The organism is Streptococcus pseudopneumoniae (assembly GCF_001073085.1).
Classification (GTDB): Bacteria; Bacillota; Bacilli; order Lactobacillales; family Streptococcaceae; genus Streptococcus; species Streptococcus pseudopneumoniae_M.
The window spans coordinates 97,319-113,921 of record NZ_JVFV01000009.1; the positions used below are offsets into that span (position 1 = coordinate 97,319).

General features: G+C 38.6%; 20 protein-coding genes and 1 pseudogene. 11 read left to right on the forward strand and 10 right to left on the reverse strand.

Features of this window, described 5'->3' with window-relative positions; all coding sequences use genetic code 11:
• Positions 1-110: 110 nt before the first annotated feature.
• From ADH90_RS01660 to ADH90_RS01690, 7 genes are all read left to right on the forward strand, one after another.
• Complete coding sequence (locus ADH90_RS01660; RefSeq protein ID WP_049529687.1) at positions 111-680, forward strand: CYTH domain-containing protein; 570 nt, start codon at positions 111-113, stop codon at positions 678-680.
• Between the two features lie 124 nt (positions 681-804).
• Positions 805-1,749, forward strand: a complete 945-nt coding sequence (locus ADH90_RS01665) for a ribose-phosphate diphosphokinase (RefSeq protein WP_049529688.1) — start codon at positions 805-807, stop codon at positions 1,747-1,749.
• A gap of 15 nt (positions 1,750-1,764) precedes the next feature.
• Positions 1,765-2,880 carry a cysteine desulfurase family protein gene (locus tag ADH90_RS01670; protein WP_049529689.1) on the forward strand — a complete coding sequence of 372 codons (1,116 nt, stop codon included), beginning with the start codon at positions 1,765-1,767 and terminating at the stop codon, positions 2,878-2,880.
• A gap of 4 nt (positions 2,881-2,884) precedes the next feature.
• Positions 2,885-3,232, forward strand: a complete 348-nt coding sequence (locus ADH90_RS01675) for a DUF1831 domain-containing protein (protein WP_000863542.1) — start codon at positions 2,885-2,887, stop codon at positions 3,230-3,232.
• A 9-nt stretch (positions 3,233-3,241) separates the two neighbouring features.
• Positions 3,242-3,451 carry a DUF4649 family protein gene (locus ADH90_RS01680; RefSeq protein ID WP_049529690.1) on the forward strand — a complete coding sequence of 70 codons (210 nt, stop codon included), beginning with the start codon at positions 3,242-3,244 and terminating at the stop codon, positions 3,449-3,451.
• 86 nt (positions 3,452-3,537) lie between these two features.
• Complete coding sequence (locus tag ADH90_RS01685) at positions 3,538-4,179, forward strand: redox-sensing transcriptional repressor Rex (RefSeq protein ID WP_049529691.1); 642 nt, start codon at positions 3,538-3,540, stop codon at positions 4,177-4,179.
• A 15-nt stretch (positions 4,180-4,194) separates the two neighbouring features.
• Complete coding sequence (locus ADH90_RS01690; protein ID WP_049529692.1) at positions 4,195-4,884, forward strand: gamma-glutamyl-gamma-aminobutyrate hydrolase family protein; 690 nt, start codon at positions 4,195-4,197, stop codon at positions 4,882-4,884.
• A gap of 23 nt (positions 4,885-4,907) precedes the next feature.
• Here ADH90_RS01690 and radC read toward each other — a convergent pair whose 3' ends face one another.
• Together radC and ADH90_RS01700 are read right to left on the reverse strand one after the other, a co-directional pair.
• Positions 4,908-5,588 carry a RadC family protein gene (radC, locus tag ADH90_RS01695; RefSeq protein WP_049529693.1) on the reverse strand — a complete coding sequence of 227 codons (681 nt, stop codon included), beginning with the start codon at positions 5,586-5,588 and terminating at the stop codon, positions 4,908-4,910.
• A gap of 63 nt (positions 5,589-5,651) precedes the next feature.
• Positions 5,652-6,932 (reverse strand): O-acetylhomoserine aminocarboxypropyltransferase/cysteine synthase family protein, encoded by a 1,281-nt coding sequence (locus tag ADH90_RS01700; protein WP_049529694.1) that lies wholly within the window; start codon positions 6,930-6,932, stop codon positions 5,652-5,654.
• 191 nt (positions 6,933-7,123) lie between these two features.
• On the opposite strand from ADH90_RS01700, the gene ADH90_RS01705 reads away from it, so the two are divergent.
• Positions 7,124-7,819, forward strand: coding sequence for a VIT1/CCC1 transporter family protein (locus ADH90_RS01705; protein ID WP_049529695.1), 696 nt, complete (start codon positions 7,124-7,126; stop codon positions 7,817-7,819).
• Positions 7,820-7,874: 55 nt separating this feature from the next.
• Here the strand turns inward: ADH90_RS01705 and ADH90_RS01710 are convergent, their stop codons facing one another.
• The 3 genes from ADH90_RS01710 to ADH90_RS01720 are packed head-to-tail and all read right to left on the reverse strand — an operon-like array spanning position 7,875 to position 10,772.
• Positions 7,875-8,147, reverse strand: coding sequence for a PspC domain-containing protein (locus tag ADH90_RS01710; RefSeq protein ID WP_049529696.1), 273 nt, complete (start codon positions 8,145-8,147; stop codon positions 7,875-7,877).
• 59 nt (positions 8,148-8,206) lie between these two features.
• On the reverse strand, positions 8,207-8,656 hold the full coding sequence (locus ADH90_RS01715; protein WP_049529697.1) for a SprT family protein: 450 nt from the start codon (positions 8,654-8,656) through the stop codon (positions 8,207-8,209).
• The gene (locus tag ADH90_RS01720; RefSeq protein ID WP_049529698.1) at positions 8,643-10,772 is read right to left on the reverse strand and encodes a Tex family protein; all 2,130 of its coding nucleotides are present in this window, start codon (positions 10,770-10,772) and stop codon (positions 8,643-8,645) included. The genes ADH90_RS01715 and ADH90_RS01720 overlap by 14 nt, the downstream gene beginning before the upstream one ends.
• A gap of 163 nt (positions 10,773-10,935) precedes the next feature.
• Here ADH90_RS01720 and ADH90_RS11690 point away from each other — a divergent pair, with 163 nt between their 5' ends.
• Genes ADH90_RS11690 through ADH90_RS01735 form a run of 3 tightly spaced genes read left to right on the forward strand, consistent with a single transcriptional unit; the run spans position 10,936 to position 12,785 of the window.
• Complete coding sequence (locus ADH90_RS11690; RefSeq protein WP_000268695.1) at positions 10,936-11,067, forward strand: SPJ_0845 family protein; 132 nt, start codon at positions 10,936-10,938, stop codon at positions 11,065-11,067.
• Positions 11,068-11,973, forward strand: a complete 906-nt coding sequence (locus tag ADH90_RS01730; RefSeq protein WP_049529699.1) for a permease — start codon at positions 11,068-11,070, stop codon at positions 11,971-11,973. It begins immediately after the preceding gene.
• Positions 11,970-12,785 carry a TIGR03943 family putative permease subunit gene (locus tag ADH90_RS01735; protein WP_049529700.1) on the forward strand — a complete coding sequence of 272 codons (816 nt, stop codon included), beginning with the start codon at positions 11,970-11,972 and terminating at the stop codon, positions 12,783-12,785. Before ADH90_RS01730 ends, ADH90_RS01735 begins: the two co-directional genes overlap by 4 nt.
• Before the next feature lie 141 nt (positions 12,786-12,926).
• Here ADH90_RS01735 and ADH90_RS10705 read toward each other — a convergent pair.
• The 5 genes and pseudogenes from ADH90_RS10705 to aguA form a co-directional block, all read right to left on the reverse strand.
• Positions 12,927-13,339: pseudogene (locus ADH90_RS10705) on the reverse strand (type II toxin-antitoxin system death-on-curing family toxin).
• Entirely contained in the window at positions 13,336-13,572 is a 237-nt protein-coding gene (locus ADH90_RS01740; RefSeq protein WP_049529701.1) for a hypothetical protein, read from the reverse strand. The pseudogene ADH90_RS10705 and the gene ADH90_RS01740 overlap by 4 nt, the downstream one beginning before the upstream one ends.
• 376 nt (positions 13,573-13,948) lie before the next feature.
• A complete protein-coding gene (locus ADH90_RS01745) occupies positions 13,949-14,572 on the reverse strand; it encodes a tetratricopeptide repeat protein (protein ID WP_049529702.1) in 624 nt (207 codons plus the stop codon).
• A gap of 57 nt (positions 14,573-14,629) precedes the next feature.
• Positions 14,630-15,505 (reverse strand): N-carbamoylputrescine amidase, encoded by an 876-nt coding sequence (gene aguB / locus ADH90_RS01750; protein ID WP_049529703.1) that lies wholly within the window; start codon positions 15,503-15,505, stop codon positions 14,630-14,632.
• A 9-nt stretch (positions 15,506-15,514) separates the two neighbouring features.
• Positions 15,515-16,600: an agmatine deiminase gene (gene aguA / locus ADH90_RS01755; protein WP_049529704.1), complete on the reverse strand. Its 1,086-nt coding sequence runs from the start codon at positions 16,598-16,600 to the stop codon at positions 15,515-15,517.
• Between the last annotated feature and the right edge of the window lie 3 nt (positions 16,601-16,603).

Sequence of the window (16,603 nt, forward strand, 5' to 3'; positions counted from 1 at the left end):
TACACTTCGATTTATCTAGTTTTTGATTTTCTAGAAAAAATCTTATACAATAAATACAATGCTTATTATACCATACAATCGCTTTCAAAGATAAGGAAAAAGTAAAAAAAATGAAACATTTAGAAATTGAAATGAAAACACTTCTAAACAAGGATGAATATCAAAGATTGCAGGATCACTTTTCAGGAATCACACCTATTACACAAAAAAATTACTACCTAGATACGCCTGATTTTTACCTTAGACAACATAAAATAGCTATGCGCATTCGTACTTTTGAAAATAGCGCTGAATTGACCATAAAAATCCCACAAAAAGTTGGAAATATGGAGTACAATCAAGATCTCAGCCTTGAGGAAGCAAACCATTGTCTTAAAGAATGTAAACTTCCACAAGGAATGATTCTTGAAGAATTGACTAGCCGTGGACTTTCAACCAATGGCTGGGTAGTGTTAGGTTGCCTAACTACTGTTCGTTACGAAAAGCAAACTCCTATCGGACTCATGGCTCTTGATCAAAGCGAATACTTTGATATTGTTGACTATGAGCTTGAATTAGAAGTAGAAGATGGTAAGCAAGGTAGCCTTGATTTCCAAGAATTTTTACAAGTCAATGAAATCCATTACAAAAAAGCTCCTTCGAAATTGGTTCGTTTTATAGAAAATATGAAAAAATACTGAAATAATCTTCTTTTTTTGATAAAATAAAAGGGATAAAAAATAATAGAATCTGTTGTAGAGAGCATTTATCACTAAAAGTGTTTTACTATAGCGATTTACTTAGTTTAAAGAGGACGGTTTATCGATGTCAGATACAAAAAACATGAAACTTTTCGCACTATCTTCCAACCAGGAAATTGCTCAAAGAATCGCAGATGCTGCGGGTGTTCCACTTGGAAAAGTATCTTCACGTCAATTTTCAGATGGTGAAATCCAAGTTAACATCGAAGAAAGTGTTCGTGGATACGATGTTTATATCATCCAATCAACTAGTTATCCAGTAAATAACCACTTGATGGAACTCTTGATTATGGTTGATGCTTGTGTTCGTGCTAGTGCTAATACCATTAACGTTGTACTTCCATACTTCGGCTACGCTCGCCAAGATCGTATCGCTTCTTCACGCGAACCACTTACTGCAAAACTGGTTGCAAATATGTTGGTGAAAGCTGGAGTTAGTCGTGTATTGACTCTTGACCTCCATGCCGTTCAGGTTCAAGGATTCTTTGACATTCCTGTAGATAACCTCTATACTATTCCACTTTTTGCAAAACATTACTGTGATAAAGGTTTAACTGGTTCAGATGTGGTTGTTATTAGTCCTAAAAACTCTGGTGTAAAACGTGCTCGTAGTCTTGCTGAATATCTTGATGCTCCAATTGCCATCATTGATTATGCACAAGATGATTCTGAACGCAGTCAAGGTTATATCATCGGAGATGTCGAAGGTAAAAAGGCAATCTTGATCGATGACATTCTGAACACTGGCCGCACCTTCTCTGAAGCTGCTAAAATTTTGGAACGCGATGGTGCTACTGAAATCTACGCTGTATCCAGTCATGGATTATTCGTTAACGGTGCAGCAGAGTTATTAGATGCAGCAAATATCAAAGAAATATTGGTTACAGATTCTGTTGTGACAGAAAGTAAAAAACCTAAAAACGTACAATACATCACTGCTAGCGAATTGATTGGTGATGCCATGGTTCGTATTCATGAAAGAAAACCAGTTAGTCCACTATTTAAATAGAAATTAGGTGAGTTTTTGATTTATTTGGATAATGCTGCTACAACACCCCTGTCACCTGCAGCTATCTCAGCAATGACTCAAGTCATGCAAGAAACATATGGGAACCCTTCTAGTATTCATAGCCATGGACGCCAAGCGGGTAAACTATTACGAGAAGCTCGTCAAGAACTAGCAAGTTTACTAGGAACAAAGCCACAACATATATTCTTTACCACTGGTGGTACTGAAAGCAATAATACTGCTATCATCGGATACTGCCTTCGCCATCAAAATCGTGGAAAGCACATTATCACTACTGCGATTGAGCACCATGCTGTTCTAGAACCAATCAAATACTTGGTTGAAAATTTCGGTTTTGAAGTGACTATTTTACAGCCTGAAAATCAAGAAATTACTGCAGACCAGGTCAAAAATGCACTGCGTGAAGATACCATTCTTGTTTCTACTATGTTTGCAAACAATGAAACTGGTACACTTTTACCTGTTGCTGAAATTGGTGAAGTTCTAAAAAATCATCCAGCCGTCTATCATGTCGATGCGGTTCAGGCAGTTGGAAAACTAGAAATTCTTCCCGAAAAATTGGGAATTGATTTTCTTAGCGCTTCTGCACACAAATTTTATGGTCCAAAAGGCATTGGATTTCTCTATGCTGCATCTACAGATTTTGATTCCTACCTTCATGGTGGTGATCAAGAGCAGAAAAAAAGAGCTGGAACAGAAAATCTTCCTGCCATTGTGGGAATGGTAGCAGCTCTAAAGGATGATCTTGAAAACCAAGAACAAAACTTTAAAAAGGTTCAAAAACTAAAAGAAACATTCTTAAAGGAAATGGCTGACACAGACTATTATCTCAATCAAGGGAAAGACCAGCTACCTTATGTCCTTAATATTGGATTTCCAGGTCAACGTAATGATCTACTACTCCTTCGTCTAGATCTTGAAGGGATTTCTATTTCAACTGGCTCTGCTTGTACTGCAGGTGTCGTTCAGGTCAGTCATGTTCTTCAGGCTTTCTACGGAGAAGACTCGCCTCGCTTACATGAATCCGTTCGCGTCAGCATTTCACCTAAAAATACAGAACAAGAGATGATAACTCTCGCCAATACTCTTAAAAATATCATTGGAGGATAACTCAATGGCATTCGAAAAAACCATTAGTCTTAAAAATTGCCGTTATGATTACACACTTAGCCCAACCGTCAAAAAGTTCACTCTAAAAGATAATACTTTTTTTGAAACTAAAGTTGGGAACTATGAACTGACACGTCTTCTTGAAAAAGTCCCAAATAGTGGAGAAGGGTTCCAGCTTAAGATTATCATCAACAGAGACCTGACAGGTGCAAAAATCAATATCACAGATAAATTTGGCCTTCGTTTAGTTGACATTTTTAAGTCTGAGGAAACACATATTCACCAAGAGAAATTCTACTTCTTGATGGATAGTCTTGTTGAACGTGGTGTATTTACAAAAAGTGAAAGATAAAAGGTCGTTATGTTTCGATTAACTTACAAGGATCCTTATAAAGTTGAACGTGTGCAAGAATATGAAGATTATGAAGCACTCATGCTTTCTCTATCAGGTTGTGTAACCCTTCCTGATACGACTTTTATCACTTCATTAACACACAATGGAGTTGAGATCTATCAAGGGCTTCTTGGTGATCTCTATCGTTTTTTGAAATCTTACCACGAAAATAGCTAAACTAAGATTTTTCTTAGTTTTTTTTCGTTATTGTTGCTATTTTCACAAGCTTTATATAAAATAGTAAATAGAAAGGTTGTGATTTTGTGAAAGAAAAACAGTCTGCTATTCCTAAAGCAACAGCAAAGAGACTTTCTCTCTATTACCGTATTTTTAAAAGATTTAATGCTGAGAAAATTGAAAGAGCTAATTCCAAACAAATCGCAGAGGCAATTGGAATTGATTCTGCAACGGTTCGTCGAGACTTCTCCTACTTTGGGGAACTTGGACGACGTGGTTTTGGATACGATGTTAAAAAGCTCATGAATTTTTTCGCTGATCTTTTAAATGATAATTCTATAACTAATGTTATGCTGGTAGGTATCGGAAATATGGGGCACGCTCTTCTCCACTACCGTTTTCATGAGCGTAACAAGATGAAAATCATTATGGCTTTTGACCTAGATGACCATCCTGAGGTTGGTACCAAGACTCCTGACGGTGTTCCAATCTATGGAATCTCTCAAATAAAAGACAAAATCAAAGATAGTGATGTTAAAACTGCTATTCTTACTGTCCCTAGTATTAAATCTCAAGAAGTTGCAGAACTATTAGTCGACGCCGGAATCAAGGGTATTCTTAGTTTTTCACCTGTTCACCTACATCTTCCTAAAGACGTGGTTGTTCAGTATGTCGATCTTACAAGCGAACTTCAAACTCTCCTCTATTTCATGCGTAAAGAGGATTAGAAAGTGTAAATATTTATGAATAAACCAGTTATTGGGATTACAGGAAATGAAACCCCGCATCCAGATGATGATCTTATGATGAGTTATGCTGCAAAAGGCTTTGTTGAAGGGGTTAAGAAAGCTGGAGGTATACCCATTATCCTACCGATTGGTGATGAAGAAATGGCCAGTTACTACATTGGTTTGATTGATAAACTTATTCTAACTGGTGGACAAAATGTCGATCCAAAGTTCTACGGTGAGCCTAAAACAATCGATAGTGATGACTATCACCTTCAAAGAGATATTTTTGAGTTAGCACTCATTGAAGAAGCAATCAAACAAAAGAAACCAATTTTTTCTGTTTGTCGAGGCACCCAGCTCTTTAATGTGGCTATGGGAGGAACTCTTTATCAAGATATTGAAGACCATTGGCAGGATACTTCAGCCGAGTATACAACTCAACGTTTAGTCACCGAGCCTGATACTATTCTTCGAGATATCTATGGAGATATCTCCCATATCAACTCTTTCCACCATCAGAGTATTAAGGACCTAGCTCCAAATCTAAAGGTTGTAGCTCATGATCCTAAAGATGGAATTATCGAGGCTGTTACAACAACGGATGGTTTCCCTTTCCTCGGTGTTCAATGGCATCCAGAATTTCTCTTTGAAAATCGCCCCAAAGATAAAACACTTTTCGACTATGTCGTCAATGAATTGTAAAACCTGTATCATATACAGGTTTTTTACACCAGATCCGTCTTCTCACGGTAACTAAAATAATCGGAATGTGAGACGATAAGATGATCCAATAAGACCAACCCCATTAATTCGCAGGCTTCTTTAACAAGCTTCGTAACATGGTCATCATTTCTACTCGGCATGACAGCACCAGATGGATGATTATGAACCAGAATCACAGATGTTGCCATATGCTTCAAAGCATAGTGGAGAATTTCCCGTGGTTCAGCAATACTTCTAGTAGCTGAACCGATAAAAATGGTTTGCTGATGAATGATTTGATTTTGAGTATTCAGATAGAGCGCCACTAGGTGCTCTTGTTTTTTATCTCCAAGCTCAGACTGCATCTTTTTAGCTAATTTACGACTGCTAAGAATACTCTCTGCCTCAATGGTTTCTTGTTTATGAATACGACTTCCTAGCTCTATCATAGCTTGCAATTCAATAGCTTTTACTCTACCGATACCTGATAAACTCTGTAGTTCTTGCAAGGTCATTTTTTTCAAATCAGTTAAGCAATTTAATTGATTCAATACTTTTTGTGCGATTTCAAAAACAGTAGATTGACGAGTCCCTGTTCGTAACAAAATGGCTAGTAACTCCTGATTACTCAAACTCTCTACTCCTTCTGTTACCAAGCGTTCCCTTGGCAAGAGCGAATCTTCTTGAAATGAAATACTATACATAAAAATCCTCCTCACTTAATTATTCGTGAGAAGGATCTTAAACCAGATAAATTTTAAGTGTTTTTAAATCTTTTCAAGTGCAAGTCGCAAATCTTCAATCAAATCATCGACATTTTCAAGACCGATTGAAAGACGGATTTGATTTTTAGTTACTCCTGCTGCCTCTAGATCTGAGTCAGACAACTGAGCATGTGTTGTAGTTGCTGGATGAACGACCAATGATTTAGCATCTGCTACATTGGCTAAGTTTGAAAAGATTTCCAAGCTATCAATCACCTTACGTGCTTCTGCTTCTCCACCTTTAACGTGGAAAGTAAAGATTGAACCAACACCTTTTGGTAAATATTTCTCCGCCAAGGCATGGTAAGGGCTATCTGGAAGTTTAGGATAGTTAACCTTTTCAACCTTTGGATGGTTAACAAGGAAATCAACGATTTTTTCAGCGTTTTGAACATGACGTTCTACACGGAGAGAAAGTGTTTCAAGCCCTTGCAAGAGCAAGAATGAGTTAAATGGTGAAAGGGCAGCTCCCATATCGCGAAGCAATTGAACACGAGCAGCAACGATAAAAGCTGCAGCACCAACATCACGAGTATAGCTGATATTGTGGTAGCTTGGATCTTCTTCGACTAATTGAGGGAATTTCCCTGAAGCAGCCCAGTCAAACTTCCCACTATCAACGATAACACCACCAATTGTTGTACCGTGTCCACCGATAAACTTAGTTGCTGAGTGAACCGCAATGTCAACACCATGAGAAAAGACATTGATAAGATAAGGTGTTGCAAAGGTATTGTCTGCAACCAAAGGAATCTGATGTTTATGAGCAATTTCAGCTATTTTTTCAATATCAGGAATGTTGATGACTGGATTTCCCAAAGTTTCAATCAAAACAAGTTTGGTATTGTCTTTAATCGCTGCTTCTACCTCTTCTAGATTATCGATATCAACAAAAGTTGTGGTGATTCCATAGCGAGGAAGGGTTTCTTTCAATAGGTTAAAAGTACCACCGTAGATAGTTGAAGCTGCAACAACATGATCACCTGCATGAGCAAGTCCCAAAATTGTGTAAGTAATAGCAGCCATACCTGATGCAGTAGCAAGAGCACCAACACCACCTTCAAGTGCTGCAATACGTTCTTCAAAGGCTGAAGTTGTTGGATTGGTAATACGAGTATAGATATTTCCAGCTTTTTGAAGGGCAAAAAGGTCTGCACCCTCCTGTGTATCTTCAAATACAAAGGATGTTGTTTGGTAAATAGGAACTGCACGAGATTTTGTAGTCTCATCTACCACTTGTCCTGCATGCAATTGCAGAGTTTCAAATTTAAATTCACGAGTCATATTTAGACCTCCAAAGATTTCATTAGGTTCATTGTATCACCTATTTCACTAGGTTACAAATACAACTTTGTTATATCTTTGCATAAGCAATAGCTATGGCTATTATTAGAATTGTAGAACTTTTTTCAGATAGTTTAAAATGTTTGTTTTCACTTCTCCCATACTTTATAATGAATATGAAGGAGAAGACTATGACAGAAATTACTCATGAAATTGATTCAAACTTTGCAGGGCGTTTAAATATCTTGCGTGCTGGTGTACTAGGAGCTAATGACGGGATCATTTCCATCGCTGGAGTTGTTATCGGGGTTGCCAGTGCGACAAGCAATATCTGGATTATTTTCCTCTCAGGTTTAGCCGCAATTCTTGCTGGTGCCTTTTCTATGGCTGGTGGCGAGTATGTATCTGTATCCACTCAGAAAGACACTGAGGAGGCCGCTGTAGCCCGCGAACAACTTCTTTTAGATAAGGACTTGGATGCTGCTAAAAAATCCCTCTATGCAGCTTATCTTCAAAATGGTGAGTGTGAAACATCTGCTCAACTACTAACCAACAAAGCCTTTTTGAAAAATCCACTCAAGGCTTTAGTTGAGGAAAAATACGGAATCGAGTACGAAGAATTTACTAATCCTTGGCATGCTGCTGCATCTAGCTTTATTGCCTTCGTACTTGGTAGCCTACCACCAATGCTTTCCATTACGATCTTTCCAAGTGACTACCGAATCCCTGCCACTGTTTTTATCGTTGCGATTTCTCTATTGATTACAGGCTACACCAGTGCTAAACTTGGAAAAGCACCAACCAAAACAGCTATGATTCGTAACCTTTGTATTGGTCTTTTAACCATGGGAGTAACCTATCTGTTTGGACAATTGTTTAGTATTTAAAAAAGATACCGCGCGGTATCTTTTTTGCTATCAAAATATAAACAGTTAATTTGATTTACCAAAACCAACCTTCATTATCATTAATTGGTTCAGCCTCTTTAATCTTGCGTGGGCCTGTTCCATACATTTCAGCTTCGATATCTTCTTTTGTTGGTAGGATCGAAGCAAGGATAATGTAGATAATAATTCCGAGTCCAAAGTTTGCGATTGTAAAGATTGCAAAAAGGAAACGAACTAGGGTTACATCAAGATTCCACTTATCAGATAGACCAGCTAGTACACCTGATATCATGCGATTTCTTCTCAATTTATAAAATTTTGTATTCATAATTTATTCCTCTTTCGGATTTCTTAATCTTAGTATAGCACTATGCTAGATTTGCTACATCAGTCCTTAGGCCGATTTAACAAGAGGAGCTTTCCACGACAGAGACCACACCGATAACGTTTAGTATCAATTCGTCGCTTTCTTTGATAGATTTGCTGACAAGACTGACAAGCATAGACTAAGCTTGGTTTTTGATTGGAACTTGACAAGGGAGGAACAAAGCGGAGACCGTCTACCTCTTTTAAAAGTTGCTTAAAGGCTAAATCCTTATGCTGATAGCCCTTGCCTTCAAAGTAAAGATGGTAATGGCAGAGCTCGTGACGGACAATCTTTCGAAACACATCCAAACCAAGTTCTTGATAGACTTTGGGATTGAAATCCAAATGACCATCTTTTGGGAAAAATCGTCCACCTGTCGACCGCAGACGAGTATTCCACTGAGCTTGGTGTTTGAAAGGTTTTCCAAAATCCTCTAAAGAGACCTGTTTAACGTAATCAGTTAGATTCATTTGGTGCAAGAAGCGACAGATTCACTTTTTCGCGGTCAGCATCGATTTTTTTCACCCAAACAGTAACCAAATCGCCAACCGAAACTACTTGACTCGGATGTTTAATAAATTTCTTACTCATGTGAGAGATATGAATGAGACCATCCTCATGGATACCGATATCAACAAAGGCACCGAAGTCAACGACGTTGCGCACAACTCCTTCAAGCTTTTGCCCAACTTGTAAGTCTTTGATATCCAAGACATCCTGGCGAAGAACTGGAGCGTCAAAAGAATCACGGAAATCACGACCTGGTTTGAGAAGGTCTGCGATGATATCTTTAAGTGTTTCTTGACCAAGGTCTAGCTCTTGAGCCATTTCATTAACTGAAATAGATTTGAGTTTGGCTTGCGCTTCTTCATTTAGGTCTTTAATGTCCAAACGTTTGAAGAGTTCCTTGACTGCAGCATAGTTTTCTGGGTGAACACCAGTATTGTCAAGGATGTTGCTACTTTCAGGGATACGGAGGAAACCTGCTGCCTGTTCAAATGCTTTGGCACCTAGACGAGGGACTTTCTTGATTTGAGCTCGTGAGGTGATTTTTCCTTCTTCTTCACGATACTTAACAATATTTTCTGAAATAGTTTTGTTAAGCCCTGCGACATGAGAAAGCAAGGCTGGACTAGCTGTATTGATATTGACACCGACTTGGTTCACTACTGTATCAACAACAAAGTCTAGACTTTCAGACAGTTTCTTTTGACTAACATCGTGCTGATATTGACCGACACCAATGGATTTGGGATCGATTTTAACCAACTCAGCCAGTGGGTCTTGCAGGCGACGAGCAATAGAAATAGCAGATCGTTTCTCAACGGTTAACTCAGGAAACTCTTGACGGGCAAGTTCACTAGCGGAGTAGACAGACGCACCACTCTCATTAACAATGACATAACTAACTTCTGGAAAATCCTTGAGCACTTCAGCGACAAAAGCTTCACTTTCACGACTAGCAGTACCATTACCGATGGCAATGATTTCCACACCGTATTGACCAATCAAATCTGCTAAATCACGTTTAGCTTCTTCGATTTGACGAGCCGAAGCTGGTTTGACTGGATAAATGACTTGTGTCGTCAGCATCTTCCCGGTCGCATCAACTACTGCCAGCTTGGCACCTGTACGAAAGGCAGGGTCAAATCCAAGGACCACGCGCCCTTTAAGAGGTGCAACAAGGAGAAGATTACGCAGATTGTCAGAAAATAGTTGAATAGCTCCTTCTTCTGCCTTCTCTGTAAGTTCGGTACGAATACGGCGCTCGATAGCAGGCAAGACCTTTTTCTTAACTGACTGTTGAACAACTTCATCAATATAGGCATTTTTCACCTTGAAACGAGCAGCAAAGAAAGCTAGGATACGATCCGTCGCATGTTCAAAACCTACTTTTAAGACGCCTAGCTTCTCCCCACGATTGAGAGCCAAGGTTCGATAGCCCTGCATGTTGCCAACTGTCTCTGAAAAATCATAATAAATCTGAAAAACTTGTTTTTCATCAAGACTTTCATCCTTGACTTGCGAAGTGATTTTAGAGTGTCTCAACACTTCCTGATAGGTCATAGCACGAAGATTGACATCTTCAGATAGAGCTTCTACCAAAATATCAACTGCCCCAGCCAAGGCTTCTTGACCAGTCGCAAATCCTTCACAGACAAATTTCTCAGCTTCTTTCTCTAAGCCATCTACATTCTGCAAGATCAAGCGAGCAAGAGGAAATAGTCCAGCTTCACGAGCAATGGTTGCCTTGGTCCGACGTTTTTCTTTAAAAGGTAGATAGAGTTCTTCTACGTCTGCTAATTTCTCAGCTGCCAGGATAGCTTCTTCCAGTTCCTTGGTCAGCTTGCCTTGTTCTTGAATCTTAGCTAAGACCGCTTCCTTACGATCATTGAGGTTGGTAAGACTTTTATCAAGATCAATAATAGCCTTGATAGCAACCTCATCCAAACTTCCAGTCATATCTTTCCGATAACGAGCGATAAAGGGAATAGTTGATCCTTCTGCTGTCAAAGACAAAACCGTATCAATTTGCTTTAAAGTTACACCCAAATCTTGGGAAATTTTTTCATATTTTTTATCCATAGAACTATTATACCATAAGGAAGAAAGCTTGTTTTCATTAATGTCACAGTTAGCTTGGTATTTGTTGAAGATTAAAATTCATTGGTCTTAACAATTTAAAATTAAACCTTTTGGCTGAAATAATAGTATAATAGAGGAAACGATTAGAATTGAGGTATGCCCAATGGCTGTTAAATTTACAAAAACTGATGACTTAGATAAGATGTTCGAAGAATTCGCTAAACTCCCTGATTTGAAACAAGTGACATTTCCAGACGATAAAGAAAAGAAAGATAAGGCAGAAAAGAAAAAATAGATGACGATTTTTCAAAGTCTGCCTTCGAGTATTTTACAAGCTGGCGCTATTTTTCTATCAATCATCATTGAGGCCCTACCCTTCATTTTGATTGGAAGCATTATTTCTGGTGCTATCGAAGTCTATGTGACTCCTGAGAAAGTTTATAGATTTCTCCCTAAAAATCGCTTGGGGAGAATCTTTTTTGGTACATTTATAGGGTTTCTCTTCCCATCTTGTGAGTGCGGAATTGTTCCGATCATCAATCGTTTCTTGGAAAAAAAGGTTCCAAGCTATACAGCTGTCCCATTTTTGGTCACAGCTCCAATCATCAATCCCATCGTACTCTTTGCGACTTATTCGGCCTTTGGTAATTCATTTAAAATGGTGTTACTACGTGCTTTGGGCGCGATTCTAGTTGCTACTATATTGGGTATCTTTCTTGGTTTTGTCTGGGAGGGACCTATCCAAAAGGAAAATAGATTGGCTTGTCATGAGCATGATTTTTCTCACTTGACTTCAGGTCAGAAACTTCTTCAGATCTTCATCCAAGCTATTGATGAATTCTTTGATATGGGGCGTTACTTGGTTTTTGGCTGTCTGTTTGCCAGCATTGTCCAGGTCTATGTACCAACTCGGATTCTGACTTCTATCAGTGCAACACCACTACTTGCAATTGTTCTTCTGATGGTCTTATCCTTCCTACTATCTCTCTGTAGTGAAGCGGATGCCTTTATCGGATCTTCTCTTCTATCAAGTTTTGGCTTTGCTCCAGTGCTTGCCTTTCTAGTTATAGGTCCCATGCTTGATGTCAAGAACCTACTCATGATGAAGAATTATCTCAAAACTCGCTTTATCTGGCAGTTCATGACCATCGTAACTCTTGTTGTTCTTGTCTATTCTTATATAGTCGGGGTGATGCTATGATACGATTTTTTATTTTGATGAGTTATTTTTTCTTAACCCTTCATCTACATCTATCAGGTAAGCTCAATCAGTATCTAAACCTCCACTACTCTTACCTGGCTTATATCACTATGTCTTTATCTTTGCTACTAGCCATCGTTCAAGCCTATATTTGCTTCAAGCGTTTGAAAGAACATAGTCACTTACATAGTTTTTCAGCCAAGCTTGCTAGTTTTGTCCTCTTAAGTTTGCCCTTGTTAGTTGGATTTACATTTCCAACTGTCGCTCTAGATTCGCAAACAGTATCGGCCAAAGGATATTATTTCCCTTTGTCGGAAGGAACTGATAAGGCAATCCAAGCAAGTGAAGGAACTAGCAGTCAGTATCTTAAACCAGATACGAGTATGTTTTATTCACACACAGCTTATGTAGACACTGTTCGTAAGAGTGCTGATAAATACTTAGCTCAATCTAGTATAGTTATCAATGATGAAAATTACCTGGAGGTCATGGAAGCTATCTACGATTTTCCAAACGAATTTGAAGGTAAGGAAATCGAGTTCACAGGCTTTGTTTACAACGATCCAAATCATGCCAATAGTCAATTTGTCTTTCGCTTTGGTATCATGCACTGTATCGCTGATTCAGGAGTTTTTGGACTTTTGACTACAGGAAATACCAATCAGTATGACAATAACACCTGGGTAAGAGTCAAAGGTAAGATTAGTAATCACTATCACAAGGAACTTAACCAGGTCCTCCCAACCCTTGAAGTTCAATCCTTTATCAAGGTTGATAAACCAGAGAATCCTTATGTTTACAAAGAATTTTAAAAAAGTAGCCTGAGTGGGCTACTTTTTCTTGTTTAGTAAGGTTGAATATTTGACATATTCAAAAGATTAGTTTTCTGAATTACAGAATTCTAATACTGTCTGTTTATCTATTTTTTACTTATAGGATTTAAATATCCAAGCTTAAATTTGGCTATTAGCTCTAAATGAATGTTCTGAGATCCATTTGGTGTAGCTAGATAACCTTTCATCTGTTAAGGATTCTACTGCGATAGTTACACACATATCGACCGCTTCTTCAACTGTTACAGAAAAACGATAACCATTTAACTGTAGAAATTTCACCAAAACGAAGAAAGCAGTTCGTTTATTAGCGTTGGCAAAAACATGCTTCTTGATCAATTGGACAAATAATATCGTTGCCTTATCAAAAATTGTTGGATAAAGAGGTTTACCGAAGACAAATTGTTCTGGATATTGACAATCATATTTAAGGCAGAAGGACTAACTATTTGAATTTTTTCATTAGGTGAATACCGTTGAATTGCTAAAGCATTGATTTTCTCGATTTGCCTCTCTGTTAGATAGACTGTCACTTTTCGACCAAAGCTTTGAAAACATCATCGTATTCGTCAAAAATTTTGTCCAAATTTAAGTCAAAGGCATCATCAGATACATAAGAAATCTGATGTTCAGACTCTTCGGGAGTAAAGATAATTTCACCACTTGGTAACAATTTCGCTTCGTATTTAACACCACTTGGAATATTGAATTCACTTGGAACAGTATTGGTGATTGAATTTCCTTGTTTTCTTGTTTTTACTACCATCTGATTTCCTCCTTTGAAGTATTATAACAAATAATTACCGTAATTAAAATGACAGAATATCAGTCAAAATAATTCAGCTTGAGAAATTTCTGCTAAGAACTCATCCGAGTATACAGAATAAGCATTTGGATCGGGCGATCTATGGTTGTTCATTGCTTGACCACATCTACAAGTCCATTTTTCCATAATTAACCTCAGTCACGACTTAATTCTTCAAGAAAAAATTGATTGAGTGCTTTCCAGTCTCTTTTATCCTTGCTAACACTAAGTCCATTTTATCAGAATCCTAAGCCATTATCAAAAAATTACTATAGTATTTACAGAAAAAAACTAGAGTTCCACAATTGGGAACCTCTAGCTTTTTTGTATCTGAGAACTATTTTGTCTCAGACTTTTTATTATCTATTAAAGCTCTGACTTCTTCCGCTCCAATCTCATCTCCGGCCTTATCAAAGAGTTGAATAGCGTGACTAAAACAATCATGGCATTTACTCGAATCAAGTTTTCGATAAATCTCTCCCAATCCTCTATAAGCACAGGCCTGAGCGATAAGATCATCTGTCTTTAAGGCTGAGTCTAGCGACTGCTGCATATAAAACTCCGCCTCAACTAGTTGACCTAACTTTAATCGTAAATAACCTTGCTCATAGTCATTAACAGAATATTTGAGATAATCCCCTGAAAAATCTTGTTCAATAACTTCTCGCTCTTTTTCGATATAGCTAAGAGCTGTCTGAAAATCATTCATTTCACGATAGACCATGGCCAATTGATGATACGCGATGTGTTCATTTTCACGATTCTTTTCTGTAATAGCCAAGTGAAGATAACGTTGGTAAATCTCTAAACAATCTTCGTATTTTTTTTCGTACAAATAGATATAGCCCATCAGGTTTAAAAGACTGTAATCTTTACAAGTTGCAAGCGAAAACTCCGCTTGAACTAATTGCTTCGCTTCGTCAATCTTACCCTCAAATAATAATTCCCATGCTTGATTCATTAAAAGGTCTCCTATCTATCCTAAAACGTTAATGACCTAAACCTAAAATACAACCAATTATTTCACAATATCTTTATACATGTCTGGTCTTCTATCTCTAAAGAGACCCCAGTTTAGGCGTTCGCTTGCTCCCTTGTCTAGGTCATAAGTAGCTAACAGAATATCTTCACCTTGTCTTTCAGCTCGCTCTAGAATAGCTCCTGTTTCATCGGTCATAAAGGATGAACCGTAGAAGTTAAGACCGGAACTTTGTCCCCCATTTTCCTCACAAGGAGTGACTTCTTCCAAACCAAAACGATTTGCTGCGATAACTGGCACAATATTTGCTGCCGCATGCCCCTGCATGGTACGTTGCCAATGACCACAACTATCTGTGTCCAAAATTGGCTCCGACCCAATGGCTGTTGGGTAAAAGAGTAATTCTGCTCCATTTAATGCAAGACAACGGGCTGTTTCAGGAAACCACTGATCCCAACAAATGCCAATACCAATCTTGGCATAGCGAGTATCCCAGACCTTGAAACCAGTATTTCCAGGTGTGAAAAAGAATTTCTCTTGGTAATAATGGTCATCAGGAATATGAGTCTTCCGATAAACGCCAAGCACTTCTCCATCTGCATCAATGACAGCAATGGAATTGTATAAGACATTACCATCTTTTTCATAGAAACTGATCGGTAAAACGACCTTTAGCTCTTTGGCAATTCCTTTGAAATGCTGAATAGCTGTATTTTCAGACACAGACTGGGCATACTGGTAGTAGTCATACTGACGTTCCTGACAGAAATAAGGACGTTCAAATAATTCAGGCAAGAGAATAATTTGGGCTCCTTGCTCAGCAGCTTGTCGAACTAAACGTTCAGCTGTTTGGATATTGGTTTCCATATCCTTAGCGCATTGCATCTGAATAGCTGCAACCGTTACATTTCTCATCTTTTTCTCCTATTCTGGAATTTGTTGGGTAATACAGTGGATATTTCCACCACCTAATAGAATATCTCTTGCAGGAATTCCGACAACTTCACGATCTGGGAAACACTGACTCAGAATACCCAATGCCACTTGATCGTTTACATCCTGAAATTGTGGCACTAATACAGACTTATTAGCAATGTAAAAATTTACATATGAAGCTGCTAGACGTTCGCCGGCATAGCGCTCCTCTTCTCCTTCTTCGTAAGTATAGCCCGGCAAATCTTCTTTCGTCACTACTTGATGAATAGCTGGGATTGGAAGTTTATGAATAGTGAAACTCCGGCCTTTTGCATCAGTTTCCTTCTCTAAGAGAGCTAAATCAGCTGCAGACATGGCATACTGAGGATCGTCTTGGTCGTCCGTCCAAGCTAAAACAACTTCTGCAGGGCCTACAAAGGCAGCAACATTGTCAACATGTTCATTTGTTTCGTCTTGATAAATACCGTAAGGCAACCAAATAACTTTTTCGGCACCAAGGCTCTCTAGTAAGGTCTTTTCAATCTCCTCTTTAGTTAGGTGAGGATTACGACCCGGACTGAGCAAACAACTTTCAGTCACAAGTATGGTTCCTTGACCGTCACTATGAATAGCTCCGCCTTCCAGTACAAAAGGTTTGGCATCGTAAACAGGTATATCTAAGACTTCTGCAAAGCGGCTTGCTACTTGGTCATCTGCTTCATAGTCTTGGTAGAGACCGTCAACAGCACCACCCCATGCATTGAAAGACCAATCAACCGCCAACTTTTCCCTTTGATTATTGAGGAGAATGGTCGGACCAGTATCACGTGCCCAGGCATCATTTGTTTGAATTTCTAGATAAACAACCTTGTCTCCAAGATAAGATTGTGCTTCAGATAGATAGTTCTCCTCAACCAAAAGGTAGACTGTTTCCCCCTGAGCAATAGTTTTGATAATCTGGCTAAAAGCTTTTTTTGCAGCCTTTCCTTGAAAAGGCCAAGACCCTGGTCGAGTAGGCCATACCATGAGAGTCCCATGATGGGGTTCATACTCTGCAGGCATACGATAGCCTAATTTCTTTGGACTGTCCATCATGAT